15 protein-coding genes and 2 tRNA genes are annotated in these 18,065 nt (G+C 41.7%); 11 read left to right on the top strand and 6 right to left on the bottom strand.

Going from position 1 to position 18,065, the window contains the following annotated elements; genetic code table 11:
• The first annotated feature begins 10 nt into the window (after positions 1-10).
• The 8 genes from H8796_RS02750 (at position 11) to H8796_RS02715 (ending at position 6,993) form a co-directional block, all read left to right on the top strand.
• Entirely contained in the window at positions 11-664 is a 654-nt protein-coding gene (locus tag H8796_RS02750) for a biopolymer transporter ExbD (protein WP_004296286.1), read from the top strand.
• A 26-nt stretch (positions 665-690) separates the two neighbouring features.
• A complete protein-coding gene (locus H8796_RS02745; protein ID WP_009000235.1) occupies positions 691-1,506 on the top strand; it encodes an energy transducer TonB in 816 nt (271 codons plus the stop codon).
• Between the two features lie 3 nt (positions 1,507-1,509).
• Positions 1,510-2,454, top strand: a complete 945-nt coding sequence (locus H8796_RS02740) for a PstS family phosphate ABC transporter substrate-binding protein (protein WP_004296284.1) — start codon at positions 1,510-1,512, stop codon at positions 2,452-2,454.
• 21 nt (positions 2,455-2,475) lie between these two features.
• Positions 2,476-3,942 (top strand): tetratricopeptide repeat protein, encoded by a 1,467-nt coding sequence (locus tag H8796_RS02735; RefSeq protein ID WP_009000234.1) that lies wholly within the window; start codon positions 2,476-2,478, stop codon positions 3,940-3,942.
• A 173-nt stretch (positions 3,943-4,115) separates the two neighbouring features.
• Entirely contained in the window at positions 4,116-4,961 is an 846-nt protein-coding gene (locus tag H8796_RS02730) for an ATP-binding cassette domain-containing protein (RefSeq protein WP_117937091.1), read from the top strand.
• A gap of 6 nt (positions 4,962-4,967) precedes the next feature.
• Positions 4,968-5,789, top strand: a complete 822-nt coding sequence (locus H8796_RS02725) for a hypothetical protein (RefSeq protein WP_004296280.1) — start codon at positions 4,968-4,970, stop codon at positions 5,787-5,789.
• Positions 5,790-5,800: 11 nt separating this feature from the next.
• Positions 5,801-6,169, top strand: a complete 369-nt coding sequence (locus H8796_RS02720; protein WP_004296279.1) for a GntR family transcriptional regulator — start codon at positions 5,801-5,803, stop codon at positions 6,167-6,169.
• Between the two features lie 17 nt (positions 6,170-6,186).
• Positions 6,187-6,993 (top strand): hypothetical protein, encoded by an 807-nt coding sequence (locus H8796_RS02715; RefSeq protein WP_117937093.1) that lies wholly within the window; start codon positions 6,187-6,189, stop codon positions 6,991-6,993.
• Between the two features lie 145 nt (positions 6,994-7,138).
• Here H8796_RS02715 and H8796_RS02710 read toward each other — a convergent pair whose 3' ends face one another.
• The 3 genes from H8796_RS02710 to H8796_RS02700 form a co-directional block, all read right to left on the bottom strand.
• Entirely contained in the window at positions 7,139-8,776 is a 1,638-nt protein-coding gene (locus tag H8796_RS02710; RefSeq protein ID WP_117937095.1) for an alpha-galactosidase, read from the bottom strand.
• A gap of 108 nt (positions 8,777-8,884) precedes the next feature.
• A tRNA-Pro gene (locus tag H8796_RS02705) sits at positions 8,885-8,957 on the bottom strand.
• Between the two features lie 13 nt (positions 8,958-8,970).
• Positions 8,971-9,043: transfer RNA gene (locus H8796_RS02700), tRNA-Phe, on the bottom strand.
• Positions 9,044-9,242: 199 nt separating this feature from the next.
• Here H8796_RS02700 and H8796_RS02695 point away from each other — a divergent pair.
• Entirely contained in the window at positions 9,243-10,511 is a 1,269-nt protein-coding gene (locus tag H8796_RS02695; RefSeq protein ID WP_117937097.1) for a HAMP domain-containing sensor histidine kinase, read from the top strand.
• A gap of 231 nt (positions 10,512-10,742) precedes the next feature.
• On the opposite strand, the gene gadC is transcribed toward H8796_RS02695, so the two are convergent.
• The gene (gene gadC, locus H8796_RS02690) at positions 10,743-12,470 is read right to left on the bottom strand and encodes a putative glutamine/gamma-aminobutyrate antiporter GadC (protein WP_117937099.1); all 1,728 of its coding nucleotides are present in this window, start codon (positions 12,468-12,470) and stop codon (positions 10,743-10,745) included.
• 216 nt (positions 12,471-12,686) lie between these two features.
• On the opposite strand from gadC, the gene H8796_RS02685 reads away from it, so the two are divergent.
• Positions 12,687-13,469, top strand: coding sequence for a potassium channel family protein (locus H8796_RS02685; RefSeq protein WP_117937101.1), 783 nt, complete (start codon positions 12,687-12,689; stop codon positions 13,467-13,469).
• A gap of 432 nt (positions 13,470-13,901) precedes the next feature.
• Here the strand turns inward: H8796_RS02685 and glsA are convergent, their stop codons facing one another.
• Both glsA and H8796_RS02675 read right to left on the bottom strand, forming a co-directional pair.
• Positions 13,902-14,867: a glutaminase A gene (gene glsA, locus H8796_RS02680; RefSeq protein ID WP_004296270.1), complete on the bottom strand. Its 966-nt coding sequence runs from the start codon at positions 14,865-14,867 to the stop codon at positions 13,902-13,904.
• 8 nt (positions 14,868-14,875) lie between these two features.
• Complete coding sequence (locus H8796_RS02675) at positions 14,876-16,318, bottom strand: glutamate decarboxylase (RefSeq protein WP_004296269.1); 1,443 nt, start codon at positions 16,316-16,318, stop codon at positions 14,876-14,878.
• Between the two features lie 489 nt (positions 16,319-16,807).
• Here H8796_RS02675 and H8796_RS02670 point away from each other — a divergent pair, with 489 nt between their 5' ends.
• Positions 16,808-18,064, top strand: coding sequence for an MFS transporter (locus tag H8796_RS02670; RefSeq protein ID WP_117937103.1), 1,257 nt, complete (start codon positions 16,808-16,810; stop codon positions 18,062-18,064).
• The last annotated feature ends 1 nt before the right edge of the window (position 18,065 follow it).

Genomic DNA, 18,065 nt, shown 5'->3' with positions numbered 1-18,065 from the left:
AGGAAATACAATGAGTGCTGAAGTACAAGAGAGCGGCGGAAAAAGAGGAAAGAGCAAGCAAAAGAAAATGACTGTCCGGGTGGACTTTACACCGATGGTGGACATGAACATGTTGCTGATTACTTTCTTTATGCTTTGTACCACACTGAGCAAACCTCAGACGATGGAGATAAGCATGCCGAGTAATGACAAAGATATAACTGAAAACCAAAAGAGTATGGTGAAGGCTTCACAAGCAATTACATTATTGCTGGGAGCTGATAACAAACTCTATTATTACGAGGGAGAACCTAACTATAAGGATTATACCTCGTTGAAAGAAACTAGCTACGGCGCAGATGGACTGCGTGCCGTACTTCTTCAGAAGAATGCTGTTGCTGTCAATAAAGTAAGAGAATTGAAGCAGCAAAAACTTGATCTTAAGATCACGGATGACGAATTTAAGAAGCAGGTTTCTGAGATAAAGAGCGGAAAGGATACACCGACCGTAATTATCAAAGCTACTGATGATGCTTCTTATATGAATCTGATTGACGCGCTGGACGAAATGCAGATATGTAATATTGGTAAATATGTGATAACAGATATCGCTGAAGCTGATGAATTCTTGATTAAGAATTATGATGCGAAAGGTGAATTGTCACAAAACTTGGCCGATAATTGATGTAACACCTAAAAAAGAAAAGTAAAATGGCAAAATTAGATTTAGCTTCTTCGGAATGGTGTCAACTGATTTTTGAAGGCAAAAACCAAGCATACGGCGCATATAGAATGCGTGCCAATTCAACAAAACGACATAATGTCGCTATGTTGATTGTAGTGGTCATAGCAGCGGTTGGATTTAGTATCCCTACACTGCTTAAGTTGGCAACTCCGGAGCAGAAAGAAGTGATGACAGAAGTAACTACTCTGTCAAAATTGGAAGAACCTGAAATCAAACAGGAAGAGATGAAACGCGTAGAACCGGTTGCACCTCCTCCCCCTGCATTGAAGAGTTCTATCAAGTTTACAGCTCCTGTCATCAAGAAAGATGAAGAGGTGCATGAAGACAATGAAATCAAGAGCCAGGAAGATTTGAATGCTACCAAAGTATCCATCTCTATTGCCGACGTAAAAGGTAATGACGAGGCTAACGGTAAAGATATCGCAGACCTTAAGCAGGTGGTAACACAGGCTGCACCGGAACCGGAAAAGGTTTTTGATATGGTAGAACAGATGCCGACTTTCCCCGGTGGTCAACAGGAATTGATGGCTTACTTGGGTAAGAATATCAAATATCCGACTATTGCACAGGAGAATGGAACACAAGGTCGCGTTATTATACAGTTCGTTGTAGAACGTGATGGTTCTATTTCTGACGTGCATGTGGCTCGTGGTGTAGACCCTTATCTGGATAAGGAAGCTGTTCGTGTGGTAAAAAGTATGCCGAAATGGCTCCCTGGTAAGCAGAATGGAAAAGCGGTACGTGTGAAGTTCACCGTTCCGGTAATGTTTAGATTACAATAAAAGATGATGAAGAGACAATTTAGGCTGATAGGACTCGTAGCGTTGGTAGTCTTGAGTGCTTGTAACTCAAAATCAAAAGGACCGACGGATACTTATTCTTCCGGTGTGGTATCTATCGCAGCGGATGAGAGTTTCGAACCTATCATACAAGAAGAGATAGAGGTGTTTGAAAGCCTGTACCCTTTGGCCGGGATTGTCCCTCGCTACACAACTGAAGTGGAAGCGATAAATTTACTTCTGAAAGACAGTGTCCGGTTGGCTATTGCAACCCGGACACTGACTAAGGAAGAAATGAATTCATTCCACAGCCGTAAGTTTTTCCCTCGCGAGATAAAATTGGCTACGGACGGTCTGGCATTGATTGTGAATCGTGCTAATCCGGATTCTTTGTTGAGTGTACGTGATTTCCGCCGCATCCTTACCGGTGAGGTGAAAAACTGGAAAGAGGTTAATCCGAATTCCCGTTTGAAAGGGATTCAGGTGGTGTTCGATAATAAGAACTCCAGTACCGTACGTTTTGCAATGGACTCAATCTGTGGTGGAAAAGAGTTGGCTGAAGGTAACGTCAGTGCCTTGAAAACCAACCAGCAGGTGATAGATTATGTAGCGAATAATCCCGACGCTATGGGAGTTGTTGGAGTAAACTGGTTGGGGAACCGCAGTGATACAACCAATCTTTCTTTTCGCGAAGAGATCAGAGTGATGTCAGTGAGTGCAGAGGATGTGGCAACTCCTGCTAACAGTTATAAACCTTATCAGGCTTACCTGTTTTATGGTAACTATCCGTTGGCACGATCTATTTATGCATTGCTGAATGATCCTCGTAGTGGGCTGCCTTGGGGATTTGCTTCTTTTATGACATCCGATAAAGGGCAGAGGATTATATTAAAATCCGGACTTGTTCCGGCTACTCAGCCGGTGCGTATTGTCCACGTGAAAGACGAATAATAACTAAAATTAGAGACTATAATGAAAAGAGTACAAATGTTTTTAGCTGGAGCGTTTATAGCAGTAGGGTCGCTCTATGCGCAATCATCTGACGCCGAATGGCAGGCTGGGGTTGCGAAATTGAAAGAAACTATTCAGACGAATCCGGCACAGGCTGCTGAAGAAGCTGAGCATCTGATTAAAGGAAAAAATAAGAAAAATGTGGAATTGTTGGTGGCTATTGGAGACGCATATCTGAATGCTGACAAGATTCCCGAAGCGCAGGAGTATGCAGCTCTTGCCAGAAAAGCGAATGGTAAATCGGCTCTTGCTTCTGTACTGGAAGGAAATATTGCCGTAAAACAGAAAAATGCGGGTCTTGCTTCTCAAAAGTATGAGGAGGCAATTTATTTCGATCCGAAATGTACGGAAGCTTATCTGAAATATGCAGATATTTATAAATCAGCCAATGCAAGTCTTGCCATTGAGAAGCTGAACCAATTGAAGGACCTGGAACCGTCCAACACAGCTGTAGATAAAAAATTAGCCGAAATTTACTATTTAAAAAATGATTTTAATAAGGCAGTAGAAGCTTATGCGAATTTTGCAATGGGGCCTACTGCTACGGAAGAAGATTTGGTGAAGTATGCTTTTGCTTTATTTTTGAACCATGATTTTGAGAAATCACTCGAAGTAGCTAATATGGGATTGCAAAAGAATGCTCGTCATGCTGCGTTCAATCGTTTGGCAATGTATAATTATACTGACCTGAAACGTTTTGATGAAGCGTTGAAGGCTGCCGATGTCTTCTTCAAGGAATGTGATAAAGCCGATTATTCGTATTTGGATTATATGTATTATGGACATCTGTTGGAGAGTCTGAAAAAATATGATGATGCAGTAGTACAATATGAGAAAGCGGTAAAGATGGATCCGACGAAGACGGATTTATTTAAAAATATCTCTTCTGCTTACGAACAGAAGAACGATTATAAAAAAGCAATCAGTGCTTACCAGAAATATTATGCATCTCTTGATAAGGAAAAACAGACTCCGGACTTACAGTTCCAGTTTGGTAGACTTTATTACGGTGCTGGTACGCAACCTGATTCATTAGCAATCACTGTTGAAGAACGCAAGCAGGCGTTAATGTCCGCCGATTCTACTTTCCATGCAATTGCGGAAGCAGCGCCGGACAGCTATTTGGGTAACTTCTGGAGAGCACGTGCCAATTCTGCACTTGACCCTGAAACAACTCAAGGACTTGCGAAACCTTTCTATGAGGAAGTGGCCGCTTTATTGGAAAGCAAAAACGATCCTCATTACAATTCAGCTTTGGTTGAATGCTACAGTTATCTTGGATATTACTATTTGTTAGCTATCGAAAATCCGGCATTGAAAGCCGAAGCAAAGGCTAACAAAGATAAATCCATAGAATACTGGAGTAAAATTCTGGCTATAGACCCCGCTAATGCTACTGCTAAAAGGGCATTGGACGGCATCAAATAGTGAATAATTTTAGTTGTTTGTCGTGACAGGAGGAGTGGAGAGTGATCTTAGCTCCTCCTTTTTTTTGCACTTTTTTCTCCTTTTCTATTGGAATATTCAAAAGATTATCTACTTTTGTGGTGTACTATTACACTAATACACCTAAAGATCATTATTCATTAAACAGAAATACTATGATTACAGTAGAAAATCTTTCATTTACTTATCGTAAATCGAAGCGTGCGGTACTACATGATTTTTCGCTTTCGTTCGAATCCGGCAGGGTATATGGACTGTTGGGAAAGAATGGTGTGGGAAAATCTACTCTTCTCTATCTGATGTCCGGCTTGTTGACTCCTAAAAACGGCAAAGTGATGTTTCACGATACAGATGTGCGCCGTCGGTTGCCGGTTACTTTGCAGGATATGTTTTTAGTTCCGGAAGAATTTGAGTTGCCTTCGGTTTCTTTGGTCAGCTATATTGAGTTAAACAGTCCTTTTTATCCTCGTTTCAGTAAGGAAGAGATGATTAAATATCTCCATTATTTTGAGATGGATATAGATATTGATCTCGGAGCGCTTTCTATGGGGCAGAAAAAGAAAGTGTTCATGAGTTTTGCGCTTGCTACGAATACCTCTCTTTTGTTGATGGATGAACCGACCAACGGACTGGATATTCCAGGCAAAAGTCAGTTCCGCAAGTTTATAGCATCGGGTATGTCGGATGATAAGACGATTGTGATTTCCACACATCAGGTTCGTGACATCGACAAAGTGCTCGATCATGTGTTGATAATGGATGACAGTCGTGTGTTGCTCGATGAATCGACAAGTAATATTTGCGACAAACTTTTCTTTGTGGAGAGTGATGATCGGGAATTGGCCAAAAGTGCGCTTTTTGCAATTCCTACTATTCAGGGTAACTACCTGATCCTTCCTAATGAAAAGCAGGACGAGTCGGAACTAAACCTGGAACTTCTTTTTAATGCTACACTGGCTACTCCTGAAGAGATAGCCCGATTGTTTCACACTCAAAAATAAAAGACGATGATAAAAGATACTTTTTTCAGTTTGCCTCGTTTTATAAATCTCTGCCGTAAGGAGATGGTGGAGAATTGGAAATCGAATGTGCTTCGTATGGTGTTGATGTATGGAGTGATGGCAGTGGTAATGGTTTGGAATGGATATTTTGAGTATAGAGGTACTTATAATTATCAGGAAGATCCGGCGTGGATATTTCTTCTTGTCACTTTTATCTGGGCTCTGTGGGGATTCGGCTGTTTGAGTGCTTCGTTTACAATGGAAAAGATGAAAACGAAAACGAGCCGTACTTCCATGTTAATGATTCCGGCAACTCCTTTTGAGAAGTTTTTCTCCAGATGGTTTGTATTTACGGTTGTGTATCTGGTTGTTTTCCTGATATGTTATAAGTTGGCGGACTATACGCGTTTTACTATTTATTCTTTGGCTTATCCGGAGAAGGATTTTATTGCTCCTGTCGACTTGTCGCATTTGGTTGGTGATGAAAAATATTATACTTTATGCAGGCGAGGGTTGGAATTTGGAGCGCTGATATCAGGTTATTTCTTTGTTCAATCCTTATTCGTACTGGGCAGTTCGATTTGGCCTAAAAATTCTTTCCTGAAAACATTTGCGTCGGGAACCATTATTGGTATGGTATATTTTGCTGTCGGTGCTTTGGTAAGCAAAGTGCTGTTGGAAAGCGGCAGGTATTATTCAGGAGGTGTACTGGAGTCGAAAGAAACCACTCTGTGGATTGTAATTGTTGCCGGCATCTTTTTTGCGTTGGTGAATTGGGTACTGGCTTATTTCCGCTTTAAGGAGTCTGAAATTATTAATAGAATGTAATACCTTAGCCTATGAATTTTAAAGAAAGTAAAGCTATTTATTTACAGATTGCAGATAGAATCTGTGATGAGATATTGCTGGGGCAATATCCGGAAGAGGAGCGGATCCCTTCTGTCAGAGAGTATGCTGCCATTGTGGAGGTGAATGCTAATACGGTGATGCGTTCCTTTGACTATCTTCAGGTACAAAATATTATTTATAATAAACGTGGCATAGGGTATTTTGTAGCTTCAGGAGCAAAAGAGCTGATTCATTCTCTCCGTAAGGATACCTTTCTGAAAGAAGAATTGGACTATTTCTTTCGTCAGCTGTATACGCTTGATATACCGATAAAAGAAATAGAGACAATGTATCATGAGTTTATAAAAAAGCAGAAATAGAATAAAGACGAAATATTATGAAACGTACTACTTATATATTTATAGGCCTTCTCGTTTCCGGATTGATTGTAATTGTGGCAACTATTATTTTCATATTTATGTCGGGGAAGCCTTATCAGGAAGATGGAGTCTTTTTGGGTAATGAACAGGTGAAAATGGATTTGAATGGCGTACATGTTATAAAGGTGTTTACCAGCCAGGATGGAGTATCTGAAGCGAGACGTGTGTTTATTAGCGGCGAAATGAAAATAGGATCTACTGCTGCTTCGTCAGGGAAAGAACTGGTTTCATATCCGAAAGGTGACTATTTGAATGTTACCCAAAAGAATGATACTTTGTTTATGAAGTTAGATCTTAATGTGAACAATATTCCGGAAAAGTATCGGGACAGAGATTATATCTTTGTGAGTGGTTTTGATGTGAGTTTGGCTGTGGATTCGCTGACTGGTATAGTTACCGGTGAAGAAGGTTTGAAATTGAATCTGATAGGTATTGAAACAGATTCATTGTTTGTCCGTGGTAATCGTTATAACATATCATTGGATTCTTGCCGGTTTGGCTCGTGTGATATTCAGGGAAATGGGCTGGACTTTCATGCAAAGGATAGTAAAATTGAAAACTTCTATCTGAATTTGGATGGTGTATGGAGATGGACATTTGAGAATACAGAAGTGGGGACGGAATATCTGAGTGGTAGCGATCGTCACTCTAATGATCTGCAGAAAGGAGAATGTAAGCGGGTGGTCTGGACACCTCTGACAGAAGATGCACGTTTGCAGGTGAATGTAAGGGAGAAAGCGGAAATTACGATAACACCGGAATAAACAGGAACAGGTATGAAGAGATAAAATAGGATACGAATTACTAGACAGTATCTAAACTAAAAAGGAGCAATAATGGATTTTAAAATGCCTGAGGCATATTTATTCCGTTATTGCTCCTTTTAATATATGAGGTTATATAGTCAAATTACAGCGCTTTCTTCAGAGTGAAGCAGTCGATGTCCGGTGCCCAGTTATAACTATTACCCATGCGAATAGTGTTGTATCCGGCTTTTAATTCAACGGGAACTGTGATTTGGTTATGACCATTATCCTCTCCCAGAGAGTCGATTTTGGTAATGATACCGTTTACGTCCAGTTCTATTTGTCGTCCTTTGCCATATAAATAATGGATGGTCATATCATAGCGTCCGCCATTTTCGCTATATACTTCCCGCCATTCGGCATAGTTTTCAGGTTGTCCGCCAAGGAAACCTACTTTCATTTTGCCGGAGGCTTCCTTATCATGGGCATAAATAATACCTTTAGGATTTTTGCCAAGGTCATTGAAAAGAGGTAGGTAAGCCCATTCCGCTTCGTAGAGGGTCGGTTCCAGACGTGTTTCGCCTTCTATGCGGAGGAACATGGCACTGTGTGCAGGAAGCGTTTGTTCGAAGGTACCGGAGAAGTTTCCTAAATCGCTATGTTTTACCAGATCACGTACTTTTACGTTTCCTCCAAATTCCAGTGAAGAGAACGGCACGGAAAAACTACAGATGGTATCAGAAGGATTGTAAAGAGCTACTGCACGTACATTCCCACGTTTCTGTTCAATATCTTTCACGAGTACATAACCTTCATTTTCATGTTGCGCTACATAAGCCTGTAAGCCCAGTGGATCTTGGTTGAGGGCGATCAGTTCTTTATTTGTCAGCAGTTCGAGCGAAGAATCCGGCATGTTTTCCAGATTGCATCCGATAAGCAAAGGAGAGCTCATGATACACCACAAACCGAAATGAGCTTCTTCTTCTGTCGGAGTAAGACCTTGTCCACCTACTTTACTGTCGTTGCGGAATCCGATGACCATCATATCCATGTCATTATAATGTCCGTTTCCGGCATAAGCCGACAGGTAGAGATTCTTTCCGACTACATATCTTAATGATCCCCAATGTGCATTAATATCTCCACTGATACGCCAGGAAGTTGCCGCATCTTTAGCCCAAGTGCCCGGGAAGGCCCATCGGCAAATATTGATGGAAACATCTTTGTTTACTTTGTCTATACTGTTCCGGATGGAAGTGTAGCGTTCCTTTTCATTAAGTCCCAGCGCATCTCCTCCGCAGTAATCAATTTTGATAAAGTCGAAACCCCAGTCGCCAAAGTATAATTGGGCGTCTTGCGGTTCGTGTCCGTAGATACCAGCTCCTATGCCTGCTGCATCATTGTCCCACATGGAGCCACATGTACTGTTGCCCGCATCGGTATAGAGACCAGCTTTCATTCCCAGGCCGTGAACGTAATCCGCAATCGGTTTCATCCCATTCGGGAAACGTTGTTCGTGGGTATGCATAATCCCGTTGTCATCACGCTTTCCGAAATAGCCGTCATCAACATTGACATAATGATATCCGGCATCTTTCAGACCTTTTTTCACCATCAGGTCGGCTTGATGCTTGATGATGTCTTCGCTGATGTCTACGCGAAATGCATTCCATGAACTCCATCCCATGATGGGAGGATTGACTGTCTTTTCATTCTCGGAGAGGGTAGTTTGAGTCTTTGTACAACTGATGCACATAAAAGAAGCTACTGCTACTGTAAAGAGATAAATCCTGTTTTTCATGATATAATAGGTTGTGTTTTATTACATATCCGTCCCGAATTTGTTCAAGTGACTGAATAGAAATAAAGGGCAACTTACTGTACTCCAGAAAGCTACCCTTTATATTTGTCGGAATGAGGCGACTCGAACGCCCGACCCCTACGTCCCGAACGTAGTGCGCTACCAACTGCGCTACATTCCGATTGCTTAAGAAGTGGTGCCACCAGGAATCGAACCGGGGACACAAGGATTTTCAGTCCTTTGCTCTACCAACTGAGCTATGGCACCTTTCTCGTTTGCGGGTGCAAAGATAAGTATATTTTTTAATACCGCAATAACTTAAAGGGAAATTTTTACCAATTTCTGACTCGTGGAAATATAAATGCATTTTTGTTAGAATAAATATGTAGATAAACAGCTATTTATGCGACATATTTTATAAATTTACGCACTGAAACGATCAAAACAATATAAACACTCTATTACTATGTCATCACTGGCGATTATTGTTATAATAGTTTTGTTAGCTGCCTTCATCTATATGTGGGCAAAGTGCCAGTCACTCCAGAAAGAGGTGCATTCGAAGGAAAACAAGGAGAATGAACTTAAAAAGTTGGCTCTGGTTTTGCAAAATATCAATGCTTACTTCTTATTGATTGACAAGGATTTTGTGGTTTGTGACACCAATTATTATTCTTTAAACCGTCTTCCGATTCAGGTAGGTGGAGTTACCAAAAGAGTCGGGGATTTGCTGCATTGTAGAAATGCGATTGCAGCCGGTGAATGTGGTCAGCATGAACAATGCAAACTATGTTGTATCCGTGCGTCTATCGGAAAAGCTTTTTACAAGAAAGCAAGTTTTAAAAATCTGGAAGCTTCCATGAAGTTATTAAGTGAGGATGAAACGAAGGTGACTCCTTGCGATGTATCGGTATCGGGCACTTATTTGAATATTCATGGTGAAGATTATATGGTGTTGACTGTTTATGATGTGACGGAGCTGAAAAATGCGCAAAGGCTGCTGTCTATTGAAAGAGAACATTCCATTTCTGCTGATAAATTGAAATCTGCCTTTATTGCTAATATGAGTCACGAGGTACGTACACCGCTAAATGCGATTGTCGGATTTTCCGGTTTGATGGTATCGGCTTCCAGTGAAGAGGAACGAAAAATGTATGCTGATGTTATTGCAGAGAATAATGAACGCTTGTTGCGCCTGGTGAATGATATTTTCGATCTTTCTCAAATAGAATCGGGAACAGTAGATTTTGTTTATACGGAGTTTGATGCCAATGATTTACTAAGAGAGTTGGAGGGAATTTTTAAGACGAGATTGAATAACTCGTCGGTGGAATTGGTTTGCGAGGCACACATACAACCTATAATGATGTATTCGGAACGGGAACGTATCATTCAGGTATTGTCCAACCTGTTACATAATGCAATGAAATTCACCGAATCGGGTGAAATTCGTTTTGGTTGCCGCCTGAAAGGAACGGAAGAGGTTTGCTTTGTTGTGTCTGATACAGGCATTGGCATACCGAAAGAGGAACAGAAAAAAATATTCTCACGTTTCATAAAACTAGATCGTGAAATGCAGGGGACAGGACTTGGACTGACTCTTTCGCAAACGATCATCCAAAATCTGGGTGGAAATCTTGAACTTGATTCGGAAATTAACCGGGGATCTACTTTCAGTTTTGTGTTGCCACGGGTGATAAAACCGGAACTGATAAAGCCACAGGCAATAAAGTAATCTCCAATCGCTGGGTATTGTATCTATTAAATGATGGTTGGCATACTTCTAAATAAGAGGGTCTGCAAAAATCCCTAAAATAAATTACCCTCACTACAACCGTGAAGTGCATCTCAAAGGTTTTATAACCGACTAAAGGGGAGCACTTCACTGTAGTGAGGGTAATTTTATAAGTTCAAGGCTGTTTGAATAGCCTCTTACTTTTTTGTGAACAGGATGAACACTTAGTCTTTACGACTTAGGTGCATCCTTATCTTTGTCTCCGGTTCCCGGAGATGCTTTGCCGGAAGTAGAATTTCCGCCGGATGTAGCAGAACTGCTGCTTGATGGAGTAGCACCGGAAGCGGTGGCACCAGAGGATGCCGCATCAGGAGCTGCTGCATTAGAAACGGTTGCACCAGGCTTAGCTGTACTTGCCCCGGTTGCTCCTCCTGTATGTGCAGAAGTTGCGGTAGGACGGGCAGCATTAGCGTTATTTGCACTGACATTGACAGTGGCAGGTTGAGCCTGAACTTCCCAGTGGAACGGTTCGAAATTGGAGTTTGGATCTACCCAAGACGGTTTCTTGGAAGCATAGATGATAAACGGAGCAACAACAACGATAATAGCACCGATAATCAGTACGGAGAACCAAACGGTGTTGCTACCTGTAGAGATCTGGCTGGGCGGGATGAAGCTGAGGATAAAGGCAAGCAATGATCCGCAGAAGCCAAGACCACCAACAAACCACATCAAACCGTTACCAGACTTACCAATACGGAATGGACGGTTGAGTTTCTTCATCTTATAACGCAATGCGATAGCTCCGGAGAACATCAACAAGTACATAATCAGATAAAGAATAACTGTCAGCTGTGACAGAATCTGATAGAAGCTCTGTACGGACGGCATAACGACGAACAACAGACTTAATACGGTTACAGCGATACCTTGTACGAACAGGATATTCTTCTGTACACCCAGTTTGTTTGTTTTCTGGAAGAACGGAGGCATATACCCCGCTTTACCTACGGCAAATATACCTTTTGACGGACCGGCAACCCATGTTAATACACCTGCCAGTACACCGAATGCAAGAGCGACAGCAATGATTGGTGACAACCAGGAAGCATGAATATATCTGAAATAGTTGTCGAAGCCGACGAGTAGACTTTGAGTCAGGTTGATATCTTTTGCAGGGATAATCACACCTAATGCAAAAGTACCCAAAACGAAGATCAACACTGTGATAAGTGCACCGATGAATACGGCTTTCGGATAGTTTTTGGAAGGATTCTCTACGTCTTTTACGTGGATACCACCCATTTCCATACCGGCATAAAACAAGAAGATACTGGCAGCAAGAACAACATTATCAAAGTTGGTAAAGTCGGGGAAGAAGCTGCTGTTGAAATCCATATTGGAATGTCCGCCGCTTGCCAGATAAATGATTCCCAAGATAATCAACAGGGCAGCCGGGATAATTGTACCGACCATACCACCGATTTTGGCAACTTTACCTACCCAGCTCATACCTTTCAGAGAAATGAAAGTAGCCAGCCAGTAGATGATAAGCACTACGACGAGCGTGTAATACTTATTGTTTGCCAGTGACATGTCATGTACGTCATTCATTCCGATGAAAGCGATAGATACGGCACCAAACGTTAACACTGTCGGATACCAGATCGTACTTTCGATCCATTGTACCCAAATGGCGAGGAATCCCAGTTTTTTGCCGTAGGCTTCGCCTACCCACCGGAACACACCACCCTGCTTATCCTGAAACATCGCCGCCAACTCTGCTGCAACGAGCGATGTAGGGATTAGAAAGACAATAGCTGCAAAAAGATAATAGAAGGCCGAACTCATTCCATATACGGCCTCGGCTGGTAGTCCACGCAAGGATACTACTGCCGTAACGTTCATGATAGCCAGGGTAAACACGCCCAGCTTCACTGCATTTTTAATATTCGCCATAAGTTAAGGTTTTAAGTGAAAAATATTTTAAAGTCAGTGTTATAACAACATTTTGCGCGAGATGTTTCCGCAATCTCTTTCAAAGTTCGTTAATTAACATCCCCGAAATGGGAGATTGTAAACTCGGATTTACTTCTTCCGAAACAATCGCTTTCTTCGATTGTTTCTAAACAGTCTAAATTATAAATGAATCATTTTATTATAAACTAAGTAGTTATGAAATCAGCACTTTCAGATTTTATTTTCGGGAAAAAGGGGATCTACGGCATTCTTCACATTATTATATTAGTAATGTCCTTATTCCTGGTTATCAGTATCTCGGTGGATACTTTTAAGGGAATTCCTTTCTATACACAATCTTCTTACATGAAAGTACAGCTATTTATCTGTCTTTGGTTTCTTTTTGATTTTGTATTGGAGTTCTTTCTGGCAAAACATAAGGGGCGTTATTTGCGGACACATTTTATCTTTTTATTGGTGGCGATTCCTTATCAGAATATTATCGCTTATTATGGGTGGACATTTTCGGATGAGATCACCTATCTGCTCCGTTTCATACCTTTATTGAGAGGAGGATATGCACTTGCCATTGTGGTCGGCTGGTTGACCTACAATCGTGCTTCGAGTTTGTTTGTCTCTTATCTGACGATGTTGTTGGCAACAGTTTATTTTTCCAGTCTGGCATTTTTTGTGCTTGAGCATCGGGTGAATCCCTTGGTGAATGGTTATGGAGATGCTTTGTGGTGGGCTTTTATGGACGTTACTACCGTCGGTTCGAATATCATAGCGCAGACGGTGACCGGACGTGTGCTTTCCGTTTTGTTGGCTGCTCTGGGTATGATGATGTTCCCTATCTTTACGGTTTATATTACAAATCTGATTCAGCGATCCAACAAGCGTAGAAAACAATATTACGAAGAGGAGGAACTAGAGAAAAAGGCTTCTGAGAAAAAAGAGTTGGCAGAAAAAGCAGCCGTACAGAAAGCAAGTACATCATAATGTGCTTGCGGATAAGATGAAGAAAGCTGGTGGAGTGATAACGAATGTAAGGTGTTGAAAACCAAAGATGAATTACTTTTCTTGATAGCGTCGTCACTTTTCTTAACAGCATTATTACTTTTCTTTATAAGCAGCGAAGGAAAAGGGGTGGAAAAGAGGTATTACTTTCTATCTTTGTTGAGAAGAGACAAGACACGACGCTGTTATAACCGTTATTGAATGAATCAAACTTTACCTTATCCGGGTTAATAACAGCTATCTCATTTTAATAACTAGAGTTGTTCAGGGGTAAGTTCAATTTGTAGCATTTGAAAAATGATGCCGTTTGTATTGAAACATTGGCGGGAAATCAAGAGGGTAAGGGGAATAGAAAAAGGTTACTATCAATAGATAGTAACCTTTACCTTTCTTATAAAAGAGATTGAGAGAATTTTAGTCAACAACGGTGATATGGTTGTTGCTAAATACATTCAATTCCAGCTTGTTCATGATGTATTGAATAGCTAATTGCGCTTTCACGGAGTTGCCCGAACCATCCAAAGGAGGAGCAAATGCGGCAATACCGAACTGTCCGGGCAGTACGCCCATCACACCACCACCTACACCTGTTTTAGCAGGAATACCGGAAGTGTACATCCAGTCGCCGGTATGTTCGTAGAAACCTACGGCGGCAATCATGGCAGTGATTTTAGGAGCCAGGACGGCATCAAAAACTTCTTTTTTAGTCACAGGGTTTACACCACCGTTGGCGATTGTGCCGGCTGCGATGGAAAGCTGCAATGCAGTAACTCCCAATGAACACTGGCGGGTGTAAAGGTCTAATGACATATCCGGGTCATCATAAATCCGATTGTAATTCTTCAGCAGCCATGCGATAGAACGGTTGTTGAAGTTGGTGTCCGATTCCGACTTGTACAATTCATCAATCAGTTGCGGGGCACTGCCGCATAGGTCTGTCACATTTCCTACGATGGCATCCCATTTCTTGGCAGAGTCACCGATAGGTTGCACCATACTGCAGGCAGAGATGGCTCCGGCATTTACCAGTGGGGTAGACGGATGATCGTTCTCCAACAAGATAGCGATGATTGAATTGAAGGGCAAGCCTGTTGCGTCGGCTCCAATCTTGTCCAGAATTTCTTTAGCACCGTATTGACGCAGTGCCAGGATAGCCGTATGTACTTTGGATACGGATTCTATACCGAAGCGATAGTCAGTATCTCCCACATGGATGGTCTGCCCGTTGAGCAGGCAGACACTGATTCCAAAGAGATCCTTGTTGACATTTGCCAGATAAGGAATATAGTCGGCATTCTTGCCGCCGGTATTGGTCTTTACCTGATCGTATGCCTCCTGTACCACTTCTTTCAATTGAGCGAGTGTTACTTTTTTATCCATAGATCATTTTATTTTTTTACGGTTTTACGACGACCACCGTGGTTGAACATCTTGACTTCTACCGGAAGATTCTTTTCTTGAGCCATACGGGTAGGAGTTGGATATTCCAGTTTTTCCAGTTCGGCGATGGCATTGTTGATGTCGCCCAGAAGCATATCTGCCATGTCACGGCTGAATCCCTGACGAACAACGACACGCATCACTACATAATCTTCCAGTTTAGAAGGCAATGTATAAGCAGGAACCATCCAACCATGTTGAGACAGTTTGTCTTGCAAATCATACAAAGTCCATTTGGCGCTCTTTGCATATTCCGGTTTCAGATACCAGATGAATAGCGGGTTCACAACATCTTCAGAGTAGTTAACGAACGGAACCATCTTGGCTATTTCACTATGGATATATTTGGCAATTTGCAGGGAGTTGTACTGCACTTCTTTGTAACCCTGGAATCCTAAGCGGATGAATTGATAATATTGTCCCAGAATTTGTGCGGCTGGACGAGAGAAGTTCAAACCTACCTGTGTAATGTTGGCGCCCAGATAGTTGACGCTGAATGACATTTCTTCGGGCAGATATTCTTTGCCTTTCCAACAAACCCATCCGAGTCCCGGATATACCAAACCAAACTTGTGGCCGGATACGCTGATAGAAAGTACCCATTTCAAACGGAAGTCCCATTTCTTTTCCGGATACAGGAACGGAAGGATGAAACCACCACTGGCGGCATCTACGTGGATAGGAATGTCATAACCGGTCTTGGCATTGTAAGCATCCAGAGCTTTATCCAATGCTTCGACATCATCATTCAGTCCAGTCCATGTAACACCTTGAATCGGTACGATACAGATGGTGTTTTCATCACACATTTTCAAAGCTTCTTCGGGGTCAAGAGTGGTTTTCTCAAGTGTCAAAGGCACTTCACGCATTTCAATCTGCCACAACTGTGCAAACTTTTCCCAAACAACCTGGAAACCTGTAGAAATAACAAAGTTTGGTTTATCAAATGGTTTGCCCTGTGCTTGTCTTTTCTTACGCCAACGCAACCAGGCAGCTACACCACCCAACATACATGCTTCTGAAGAACCGATAGCCAAAGCACCTGTTTTCCAAGTATCTTTTTCAGGAGAGTTCCACAAGTTGGCAACGATGTTGATACATTTACCGTTCATCACAGCGATACGCGGATATTCTGTTTCATCAATGTAGTTGATGTTGATGGCCTCATTCATCAGCTTGGTAGCATATTCGTCCATATAGGTGGTAACGAAAGTGGCCAGATTCAAACGAGGCTGCGTTTGAGCAAATGTTTCATCTTTCACCATTTGATAGGCGACTTCAGGAGTAGTAGGTCCATCAGGTATTTTCTCTACCGGAGAGGGTTGTAACATTCTGTCTGAACCAAATACATCGGTTTTTGCATCACCTTTTCTGAAATTTAAATCTTCCATACTAATTTGTTTTTTTAAAGGTTTAGGGCGATGGGGATTTTCCCCGTCGAATTTCCCACAACAACAGCAGATAGGTTTGAAAGTTTCCGGCTTTTACATTATTTGGCGTTTATTAAGGGGGCGAGTTTTCCTGTATGGAAGAGCTTCCCGGCACATTGGCAGTTGTTGCTTTGACTTCCTCCTAACAAAGGAACATTCTCATCGCAATGAGAAAAAATTCTCACTACGATGAGAAATTATTCTCATTACTATGAGAATTTTTTCTCAAAGGGATGAGAATGGTTTGAGAATAGAATCCTGCTCATAGCACCTTGTAGCATCATAATCCACTGATAACGGTTGACTGTTTTTTTATCTTATTCCTGAATTTTATTGATTCAAAGAATGGTTTTGATGCTTTTAAAGCAATAAAGTCCGGATATACGTCTTTTGAACTTTATAAGGCGACTATTGTTTTCTTCAAACCTAAACTTTTAACGAATAAGCATTATGAAGATACAGACGGGACGAGGAACAATTCCTCTTATTACTTTAATTGCCATCTGGTCTATTTCGGCATTGACTTCATTGCCGGGACTGGCTGTTTCACCTATATTGGGTGATCTTACGAAGATATTTCCGGAAGCTACGGATCTGGACATACAGATGTTGACTTCGCTGCCATCACTGCTCATTATTCCTTTTATATTGCTGGGTGGTAAACTGACAGAGAAAGTCGATTATGTCCGTGTATTAAAGGTCGGACTCTGGCTTTTTGCCGCGAGCGGCGTTTTGTATCTGATTTCCAATCGAATGTGGCAATTAATTGTGGTAAGTGCTTTGCTCGGTATCGGTTCCGGTTTGATTATCCCTTTATCTACCGGATTGGTTTCCAGATACTTTGTAGGAACCTATCGGGTGAAACAGTTCGGATTAAGCTCCGCTATTACTAATTTCACGTTAGTGATAGCAACTGCCGTAACGGGCTATCTTGCAGAAGTCAGCTGGCATTTGCCTTTCCTTGTCTATCTCCTCCCATTGATTTCCATTCTGCTGGTAGGACATTTGAAAGAAGACCGGACAGGAGAAGTCGCTTTTACACCCTCTCCTTCCTCTTCTGCAGATACTACAAAAGACAACGAAGCCTCCGAACAATCTACTTCCATAGATATAGGAGGTAGCAAATACGGTATTCACATCAAACATCTGATAGAGTTGATGCTCTTCTATGGCGTGATAACATATATCGTGGTAGTAGTGATCTTCAATCTACCTTTCTTAATGGAAAAGCATCACTTTTCCAGTGGCAATTCAGGATTGATGATTTCACTTTTCTTTCTGGCCATCACCGCTCCGGGGTTTTGTCTGAATAAAATTGTAGCCTTGCTGAAAGGACGTACGAAAGCATACAGCCTGCTGTCTATAGCGTTGGGACTGTTGTTAATCTGGATAGCTCCGATCGAATGGTTGATTATTCCCGGATGTATCCTGGTTGGCTTGGGATATGGCATTATCCAGCCTATGCTTTATGATAAGACCACCCAGACCGCACTGCCGCAAAAGACCACATTGGCTTTGGCGTTTGTGATGATGATGAATTATCTGGCTATCTTGCTTTATCCCTTTATTGTCGATTTTTTCCAGTGGATATTCCATACCCAATCACAGGAGTTTCCTTTTATCTTTAATCTTCTGATAACTATTGTTACTCTTTTCTGGGCATATCGGCGCCGTAATACCTTTTTGTTTAACGACCAATTAAAATAGA

It is taken from the genome of Bacteroides sp. M10, assembly GCF_014334015.1.
Lineage (GTDB): Bacteria > Bacteroidota > Bacteroidia > Bacteroidales > Bacteroidaceae > Bacteroides > Bacteroides intestinigallinarum.
The sequence above is the reverse complement of the archived record's forward strand: the minus strand, read 5'-3'. Positions and strand labels throughout refer to the sequence as shown.